General features: G+C 53.7%; 7 protein-coding genes. 4 read left to right on the top strand and 3 right to left on the bottom strand.

The features are described from left to right. Positions 1–116 precede the first annotated feature (116 nt). Complete coding sequence (locus tag J1785_RS06470; RefSeq protein ID WP_129991960.1) at positions 117–2,210, top strand: putative bifunctional diguanylate cyclase/phosphodiesterase; 2,094 nt, start codon at positions 117–119, stop codon at positions 2,208–2,210. A 10-nt stretch (positions 2,211–2,220) separates the two neighbouring features. Here J1785_RS06470 and J1785_RS06465 read toward each other — a convergent pair whose 3' ends face one another. Continuing rightward, positions 2,221–3,783: a methyl-accepting chemotaxis protein gene (locus J1785_RS06465; protein WP_217219066.1), complete on the bottom strand. Its 1,563-nt coding sequence runs from the start codon at positions 3,781–3,783 to the stop codon at positions 2,221–2,223. Positions 3,784–4,008: 225 nt separating this feature from the next. Then, on the bottom strand, positions 4,009–4,815 hold the full coding sequence (locus tag J1785_RS06460; protein WP_238483107.1) for an inositol monophosphatase family protein: 807 nt from the start codon (positions 4,813–4,815) through the stop codon (positions 4,009–4,011). Positions 4,816–4,968: 153 nt separating this feature from the next. Here J1785_RS06460 and J1785_RS06455 point away from each other — a divergent pair, with 153 nt between their 5' ends. The 3 genes from J1785_RS06455 to J1785_RS06445 all read left to right on the top strand — a co-directional run bounded on the left by J1785_RS06455 (position 4,969) and on the right by J1785_RS06445 (position 7,559). Continuing rightward, entirely contained in the window at positions 4,969–5,601 is a 633-nt protein-coding gene (locus J1785_RS06455; RefSeq protein WP_129954783.1) for a LysE family translocator, read from the top strand. 81 nt (positions 5,602–5,682) lie between these two features. Beyond that, positions 5,683–6,771 (top strand): ABC transporter substrate-binding protein, encoded by a 1,089-nt coding sequence (locus tag J1785_RS06450; RefSeq protein ID WP_217219065.1) that lies wholly within the window; start codon positions 5,683–5,685, stop codon positions 6,769–6,771. 47 nt (positions 6,772–6,818) lie between these two features. Next, a complete protein-coding gene (locus J1785_RS06445) occupies positions 6,819–7,559 on the top strand; it encodes a molybdate ABC transporter substrate-binding protein (protein ID WP_217219064.1) in 741 nt (246 codons plus the stop codon). A gap of 18 nt (positions 7,560–7,577) precedes the next feature. Here J1785_RS06445 and J1785_RS06440 read toward each other — a convergent pair whose 3' ends face one another. Continuing rightward, a complete protein-coding gene (locus J1785_RS06440; protein ID WP_129954786.1) occupies positions 7,578–8,435 on the bottom strand; it encodes a PA4780 family RIO1-like protein kinase in 858 nt (285 codons plus the stop codon). Positions 8,436–8,720: the final 285 nt, after the last annotated feature.

The following is an 8,720-nucleotide window of genomic DNA, read 5'->3' as shown; positions in this document are numbered from 1 at the left end:
CTTAATTACATGAAAAAAAATATCGTAAGTTCATTCGCCTTTAATAATTCTTAATGCCATTATCGCCGGATAAAAATCAGCCCGTCGCTATCGACTCTCTCTTTGTGGAGCCTCACATGTTTTCCAGTAATTACAACAATGTGCTTGTGATGTTTTCGTTCATTGTTGCAATGCTTGCCTCTTATACCGCGCTAGATATGGCGGGCCGGGTCGCCACCACGGAAGGAAGGGCTTCCCGACTTTGGTTAACAGGTGGCGCCATTGCAATGGGCATCGGCATCTGGTCGATGCATTTTATCGGCATGCTGGCTTTTAATTCCCCGATGCCGATGGGTTATGACCCTTTCATCACCCTGCTTTCTATGGTGATCGCCATCATTTCCTCAGCCTTCGCGCTGTGGCTGGTCTGTCTGCAGGAATTACCGACCAGACGATTATTTGCCGGTGCCTTACTGATGGGCGGCGGTATTGCCGCTATGCATTACACCGGTATGGCCGCCATGCAGATGATGCCGCCCATTACCTACGATTACCGCTGGGTGGTGCTCTCTGTTGTTGTTGCGATTGTCGCTTCCGGCGCGGCGCTGTGGATGGCATTCAATTTGCGCCAGCAGTCGCCTAATGTCCGCCTGCTGCGCATCAGCGCTGCGGTGATAATGGGCACCGCGATTGTCGGTATGCATTACATCGGCATGGAGGCAGCCCGATTCCCGACGGACAGTCACAGTATGGCAGCGTTCAGCGGCGTGGATAATAACTGGCTGGCGTTACTGGTGATTGTGGTCACGCTGGCGATTCTGGCCATCACCTTGATCATCTCTATTCTCGATGGCCGGATGCAGGCACGCACCTCAATTCTGGCGTCTTCTCTGGCACAGGCAAACCGCGAGCTGACCCAACTGGCGCTGCACGACAATCTGACCCGTTTACCTAATCGTTTGTTACTGGAAGACCGCATGAGTCAGGCACTTCAGAAAGCGTTGCGTGGTGAATCGCAGTTTGCGGTACTGTTTCTGGATCTCGACGGGTTTAAAGCGGTTAACGATGCCTTCGGCCATCACATCGGCGATCAGCTGTTAATTTCCGTCACTGAACGTCTGCAATCACAGCTCCGGGCGGCGGATACGCTGGCGCGTCTCGGCGGCGATGAATTTGTACTGCTGGTTGAAATCACCGAACCGACCGATGCGTCACAACTGGCCGATAAGCTGGTACATCTGATTGCACGTCCGTTTTATGTTTCCCGCTATGAACTGCTGGTCTCTGCCAGCGTGGGGATCGCAGTATATCCGGGCGATGGAGAGAATGAGCGCGAGCTGATGCTCAATGCCGACGCCGCGATGTATCACACCAAAAATTCCGGTCGCAACGGCCACAGTTTCTTCCAGCCGTCAATGAACGCCAACGCGCAGAACCAGTTGCAGATGCTCAATGATTTGCGTCTGGCGATTGAACACCATGAGCTGCGCCTGCACTATCAGCCAAAATTTATTGCGCCTTACGGGCCGGTGAGCGGCTTCGAAGCACTGCTGCGCTGGGAGCGCGGGGGTAACATCCTCAGCCCTGATGTATTTTTGCCGCTGGCAGAAAAAACCGGCCTGATTATTCCGATCGGCGAATGGGTGCTGAACGAAGCCTGTCGCCAGTTACGGGAATGGCATATGGCCGGACATACGCAATGGACGGTGGCGGTGAATCTTTCCACATTGCAATTTGAACAGACAAATCTGGTCGAAATGGTGATAGAAACCATTGAACGCCATCAGATCCCGCCTGAAATGCTCACGCTGGAAGTCACCGAAACCACCGCCATGCGCAACCCGGATAGCAGCGTAGAAATTCTGGAGCGCCTGACACAGTACGGCGTAAAAGCCTCGATTGATGATTTCGGTACCGGCTATTCCAGCCTGCTCTATCTGAAACGTCTGCCCGCCAGTGAGCTGAAAATCGACGGCGCATTTATTAACGACCTGATTGCAGGCAGCGAAGATGCCAGTATTGTTTCTGCGATCATCGCCCTCGGCCAGACGCTGAACCTCAAAGTGGTGGCCGAAGGCGTTGAAACTACCCAACAGCAGGAATTCCTGACGCAACTGGGCTGCGATACCTTGCAGGGTTATCTTCTGGGACGTCCGATGACGCCCCAACAAATTGCCCAACACCCCGATACGGACTGGGAGTCAAAACTCCCCCTGACGCATAAAGGCTGATGCGCACGGCTCAGGCTGTCGCCGTGCGGAAAAACCGCACGGCGTTGCGCAAATCAATGCTTTGTTCCGTGAGGGATTGCGCCGCTGCCGCCGCCTGCTCCACCAGTGCGGCATTCTGCTGGGTAACCCGATCCATCTGATCAACGGCAATCCCCACTTCGTGAATACCGGTGTGCTGCTCAGAACTTGCCGTCGAGATTTCCCGGACAATTTCTGCCACTTTATTCACCGAGCTGACGATCTCACTCATGGCTTTACTGGCGCGATCGGCCTGCTGTGACCCTTCGGCAATTTTGCTGACGGTGCCCTGGATCAGATCTTTAATTTCTTTTGCCGCCTGCCCGCTTTTTTGCGCCAGCACCCGCACTTCACTCGCTACCACCGCAAATCCTTTGCCCTGCGTACCGGCACGCGCCGCCTCCACAGCGGCGTTCAGCGCCAGCAGGTTGGTCTGGAAGGCAATACCTTCAATCACGCTGATGATATTGATGATTTCATTCGAACTGCCCGAAACATCACGCATATGCGCCTGCATCCCCGTCACAATTACGCCGCCCTGAGACGCCGTTTTCGAGGTTTCCAGCGCCAGCTGACTCGCCTGCCGGGCATTCTCGGCATTCTGGCTGACAGTCATGGTCAGGTTTTGCATATTGGAACTGGTCTGCACCAGCGAGGCCGCCTGTTCTTCGGTGCGCTGTGATAAGTCCACGTTGCCTTGTTCAATTTCACTGGCGGCATGATTGATTGATTCACTGCCTTCCATAATCTGATGAATGGTTTTATTCAGTTGCTGATTCATGCCGTTCAGCGAAGCCAGCAAACTGCCATTATCACCCGGTTTCAGCGTGATTTTTGCCGCCAGATTACCGGCGGCAATTTCACGCATGATGGATGCGGCATATGCCGGCTCCCCGCCGAGCTGCTTCACCAGCGTGCGCGCCAGCAGCAGCGCCATGGCCAGTGAAAGAATAAAGGCCACACAGACCAGCACTAAAAACATCGCGCTGGCCGTATGGTAACTGCTGCGGGCATCCGCTGCCGCCGTTTCACTGTTGGTCAGCTCGTTTTTGACCAGCGTTGCCAGATCCGCCATCAGTTGTGTGCGGTATTTACGTGAGTTATCGCCACTGATTTGTGTGGCCTGCGCAATATCATTGCGCTCAACTGCCGCAATAACCTGATTATTCGCCAGCGAAAACTGCTCAAAATTAGCGACGATCTGCTTAAACAGATCTGACTGACTGCCGCCGCTGTTGAGCTTCAGATACGCATTTTCCGCGTTTTTAAAGGTGGCCACTGCCTGAAGGATTTCGCCCCGGTGCCCGTCACGCGGTGCACCCTCCGGCGAGGCGATATATTGCACCTGCTGCAGGCGTAACTCTGCCAGCGTGCCACGCATCACCAGCGGATACTGCACACCGGGAAGCCGGAAGGCGCGGTAGTTTTCAATCTGCTGATTGCTGCTGTTAAGCAGCCAGGCTGACATCGCCGCCAAAATTAACAGCAAACTCAGGACGAGTGCAAATGCACCCAGCAAACGGGCAAGTATGGAAAGGTTGATGATCTTTTTCATCTGGGCACATCGGAAAGTCAGTGACAGGAAACACTCATAACGGCCGGAACAGAGGGAACTTTAGTGAAAATGAAACTATATTTCATTTTGTTAAATGCTGACTTTCGAAATGTAATTTTAGGGTTACCGGACGAATTTTTCATGTTACCGGCCAGCGTTAAAAATAGGATCTGACAGACGTTTCGACAATTTGCTCTCTCATAAAGAGAGAGCGATTATCGCCACTTACTTCGGTTCAAATCCGGGCCATAGCGGAATGACTGCCGATAGCAGATCCGCCGTGCCGGCGGCTACTGACATATGGCGATAATCCTCAATGCCGTCTGCGGTGCGGGCAAATTTGACCACAGTGTCCAGTCCGGCTTCCTGGCACAGCACCGTGCCACCTGCAATGTCCCACAGCGTCGTGCGGCGTTGCAAATGCCCGCCGATAATACCTTTTGCCGCAAACACCATGCCGACGGTCGTGCAGCGATAGCAATGCACCGACCAGTCTGCTGCACGCAGGCCCTGATAAAATGCCGAGGCTTCGTCGAGTTTGTCGTCCGAGCTGTCACCCAGCGACACAATCTGCACATCTTCAAAACGATCATCACGACGAAACGGCTTGCCGTTGAGGAAAATCCCCTTGCCGGATTCTGCCGCAAACAGATCGTTTAATACCGGCAGCGCCACAATACCGATCAGCGGCTTTTTATTCTCTACCAGTCCGAGTGATACGCCCCACAGCGGCGAACCACGCAGGAAATTCGACGTTCCGTCGATCGGGTCGATCACCCAGCAAGGGGCATCCGTCAGTACGCCCCCCATCTCTTCACCGATCACCGCGTCCTGCGGGAAATGCTGCGCCAGATGGCTGCGGATAAACTGCTCGACCGCCACATCAGCTTCAGAAACGAAATCCTGGGTGCGTTTACTGCTGACCTCGATGGCGTCCCGGCGGTTAAAAAAACCCAGCGCCAGTTCAGCGGCCTGTGCCGCAATCTGACCGGCAATCGCCAGACGCGCCGACATCGTTGTGTTCGTCATCATAAATCCTGATTTTTCAGTCTGAAGGAAGTAAGTCACCTTTATAGAATGCACCGGAATCGATGAATAAAAAATGACAAGCTGTCACTTGCCAAACCAGTGCTAAACATTCTATATCTGTGGGCTGCCACTTTCTGAAGCCTGCCGGAGGCTGTCATGCCAGATGCCGCTCATTGGTTCCCCTTTCTGTTAATTTGCCTCGGGCTGGTGTTAACGCCTGGCCCGAATATGATTTACCTGATTTCGCGCTCGCTGTGTCAGGGGCCGAAAGCCGGTCTGATTTCCCTGGGGGGCGTTGTGCTGGGCTTCCTGTTTTACATGCTGTTTGCTGCGCTCGGTATTACCGCGCTGGTGATGGCGGTGCCATTTGCCTATGACGCCCTGCGTATCGGCGGTGCGGCGTATCTGCTGTATATGGCGTGGCAGGCGGTCAGACCCGGTGGCCGCTCACCGTTTCAGGTCAGGGAGTTACCACGTGACAGCAATAAAAAGCTGTTCACCATGGGGCTGGTCACGAACCTGCTGAATCCGAAAGCGGCGGTATTATATCTGACACTGTTGCCGCAATTCATCGTGCCGGAACAGGGGCATGTGCTGGCACAGTCACTGATTCTTGGTGGCTCGCAAATTCTGATCAGTGCGTCAGTTAACGCACTCATTGCGCTTTCGGCCGGTTACATCGCCGTTTTCCTGGCAGGACGGCCTGTGTGGATGATCATCCAGCGCTGGTTTATGGGCGCAGTACTGGGCGGACTGGCAGTGCGTATGTTGCTGGACGGACGTAAATAACCGGCCATTTGTCACCGGTTATATTCAGTTTCACACCAACGCTATATAATTCTCTGCATAACGAAATCAGAGGATTTTTCCGTGCACCCATTTTCATTGCGTTTTTTGCCCTCGGTTACCCTGCTCGGGCTGGCCCTGAGCCTGTTTTCCCCTTCCGTTTTTGCCACCCGCCAGATAACCGATCAGCTCGGCCGTCAGGTCACGCTTCCTGATCAGGTTAACCGTGTCGTCGTATTGCAGCATCAGACCCTCAACTTGCTGGTTCAATTGGATGCCACTAAAGATATTGTCGGCGTACTGAATAACTGGCAGCGGCAACTGGGCAACGGTTATGTACGCCTCGCGCCGGAACTGGCGAAAACACCGGTGGTCGGCGACCTGACCAGCGTGAATCTGGAAAGTCTGGTGGCACTGCATCCGCAAGTGGTATTCGTCACCCACTATGCACCGCAGGAAATGATCGACCAGATCAGCCAGACCGGGATCGCCGTCGTGGCGGTTTCACTGCGTGATGATCCGAAAGGCGAAGAACACATGATGAACCCGGTCCTGCCTGATGAAGATAAGGCGTATACCGAAGGACTGAAGAAAGGTATTGCGCTGATTGGCGAAGTCGTCAATCACCAGAAACAGGCACAGGCGTTGATCGACTATACTTTTTCTCAGCGCCAGTTAACCGCCGGGCGGCTGAAAGGTGTTCCGGCCAATCAGCGGATCCGCACATATATGGCAAATCCCGATCTGACCACTTACGGTTCCGGCAAATATACCGGCCTGATGATGGCCCATGCCGGTGCGATGAACGTTGCTGCCGCGACGGTAAAAGGGTTTAAGCAGGTCGCGCTGGAACAGGTGATCGCCTGGAACCCGCAGGTGATCTTCGTACAGGATCGTTATCCGGAAGTGGTCGGGCAGATCACCGGTGATCCCAAATGGCAGAGTATTGATGCGGTCAAAAATCACCGTGTTTATCTGATGCCGGAATATGCCAAAGCCTGGGGCTATCCGATGCCTGAAGCGCTGGCGATTGGCGAACTGTGGATGGCGAAGAAACTCTACCCGCAAAAATTTGCTGACATTGATATGCACAAACAGGCTGATGCTTATTATCAGCGCTTCTACCGGACAGATTTTAAATCGGCGGCAGATGCGGCGCGCGCGGAGAAATAGCCTCGTCTCCGGCGCTTTACGCGGAGGCAATGTGATAAGGAGACCTGATGACAAAGACGATTAAAGTGCTGGCGGCAGGGAGTTTGCGCCGCGCATGGGCACCGTTGTGCGATGCCTTTACGGAAGAGACGGGCAACAAAATCGACGTAGAATTCGGCCCCGCCGGGCTGTTGCGCGAACGGATCGAACAGGGCGAAAAGGTCGATCTGTTTGCTTCCGCCAACACCGCGCATCCACTGACGTTGCAGCAGCACGGTAAGGCGCTGGAAGTGGAGGCCTTTTGCGGTAACAGCCTGTGTGTCGCCGCCCGAAAAGGGCCGGAACTGGAGAAACTCAACTGGTTGAGCGTGTTACTGGATCCCCGTTTTCGTCTGGCGACGTCCACACCGCAAAGCGATCCTTCCGGTGATTACACCTGGCAGATGTTCGAACTGATTGAAAGGCGGCATCCTGATGCCGGGGCGATTTTACGCAACAAAGCACTGCGTCTGGTGGGTGGTGAAAAATCGGCAAAAATCCCGGCAGGTAAACTGGCGGCAGAATGGCTGATCTGCAGCGGTCAGGCCGATGTTTTCATCGGCTACACCAGTTATGCCACGCTGTTACGGGAAAACGACGCACTGGAAGTCTTCAATATTCCGGCAGATTATAACGTGCGGGCCCGTTATGCGCTGGCGACCTGCACGGAGAAAGGGAAACCGCTGGCAGACTTTATTCTTTCAGAAACCGGCCAGCGTATTTTGCAGAACGCCGGTTTTTGCGGAAAACATGCGGTAATGCCGGAATAGAGGACCTACAACCATGCCTTAATGATCGAGGTCTCTTTCCTTCATTGCGCGCTGACGGTCGTAATACTCATCTTCAGCGGCAGTGATTTCATCGAGCAGCGAATCCACATCGGCTTTATGCGTATCTTCGGTGAACAGCCCGGTCAGAATAGTTTCCGGCGTCAGTTTGCCGTCTTCGTACAATGCCCAGATTTCTTTGGCAAAGCGCGTTTCCAGCAGCTGCGGTGCGAACCGGCCGTAGTACTCCGTCATGTTATTCACATCGCGTTCGAACATCGATTCGGCGTGATTATTGGCAGCGGCATCGACGGCCTGCGGCAGGTCGATAATCACCGGCCCTTCGGCATCCATCAGCACGTTAAACTCCGATAAGTCACCGTGAACGATACCGGCGCACAGCATGCGCACGATGTTGCGGATCATGGTCTCAAAATCGGCTATCGCTTCTTCTTCCGTCAGGATGACGTCACTGAGGCGCGGCGCGACCACGCCGTCAGCATCGGTGATAAGCTCCATCAGCAGCACACCGTCCAGACAAATGTAAGGTTGCGGCACGCGCACACCGGCATTCGCCAGACGGAACAGCGCATCCACTTCGGCTGTCTGCCAGGATTCTTCCTGCTGTTTACGCCCGAACTTTGACCCTTTTTGCATCGCACGCGCGTTGCGGGTGTTACGGACTTTACGGCCTTCCTGATACTGCACGGCCTGTTTGAAGCTACGTTGTGTCGCTTCTTTATACACTTTGGCGCAACGGATCTCTTCACCGCATAACACGGTGTAAACGTCGGCCTCTTTGCCACTTTTCAGTCGACGGACCACATCATCAATCAGGCCGTCATCCACCAGAGGTTGGATTCTATTTGGGATTTTCATGCAGCCTTGTACCTTATTTCAGCGCATGAGGGAATGACCTGCGCAATATTCCCTGCATTACACACCAGACACGCCGTTCGCGTCATCCTTTCTGATCCTTATCGCTCACTGTTCTCAGGGGTACAGTTTAACGTAGTGGCGATGGAGTGGATACTTTATGCACATACGTTATCACTTTTTAGCCGTTCTTTTCACCGGTAAAACCCCTCAGAATTTTATTGCAACAGCATTAAATTTGGCTTAAATAATTAATTCACGCCCGATAATTATTTCCTTCTGTAAGTA

Origin of the sequence: Rahnella perminowiae, assembly GCF_019049755.1 — a bacterium.
Classification (GTDB): Bacteria; Pseudomonadota; Gammaproteobacteria; order Enterobacterales; family Enterobacteriaceae; genus Rahnella; species Rahnella perminowiae.
This window is presented reverse-complemented; position numbering and strand designations above follow the sequence as displayed.

What these genes read in the sequence shown, in the direction of transcription:
- J1785_RS06460 (WP_238483107.1), bottom strand. Translation starts at nt 4,815, where the DNA reads ATGATGACGAACACAACGATGTCGGCGCGTCTGGCGATTGCCGGTCAG.
- J1785_RS06465 (WP_217219066.1), bottom strand. Translation starts at nt 3,783, where the DNA reads ATGAAAAAGATCATCAACCTTTCCATACTTGCCCGTTTGCTGGGTGCA.
- J1785_RS06455 (WP_129954783.1), top strand. Translation starts at nt 4,969, where the DNA reads ATGCCAGATGCCGCTCATTGGTTCCCCTTTCTGTTAATTTGCCTCGGG.
- J1785_RS06470 (WP_129991960.1), top strand. Translation starts at nt 117, where the DNA reads ATGTTTTCCAGTAATTACAACAATGTGCTTGTGATGTTTTCGTTCATT.
- J1785_RS06440 (WP_129954786.1), bottom strand. Translation starts at nt 8,435, where the DNA reads ATGAAAATCCCAAATAGAATCCAACCTCTGGTGGATGACGGCCTGATT.
- J1785_RS06445 (WP_217219064.1), top strand. Translation starts at nt 6,819, where the DNA reads ATGACAAAGACGATTAAAGTGCTGGCGGCAGGGAGTTTGCGCCGCGCA.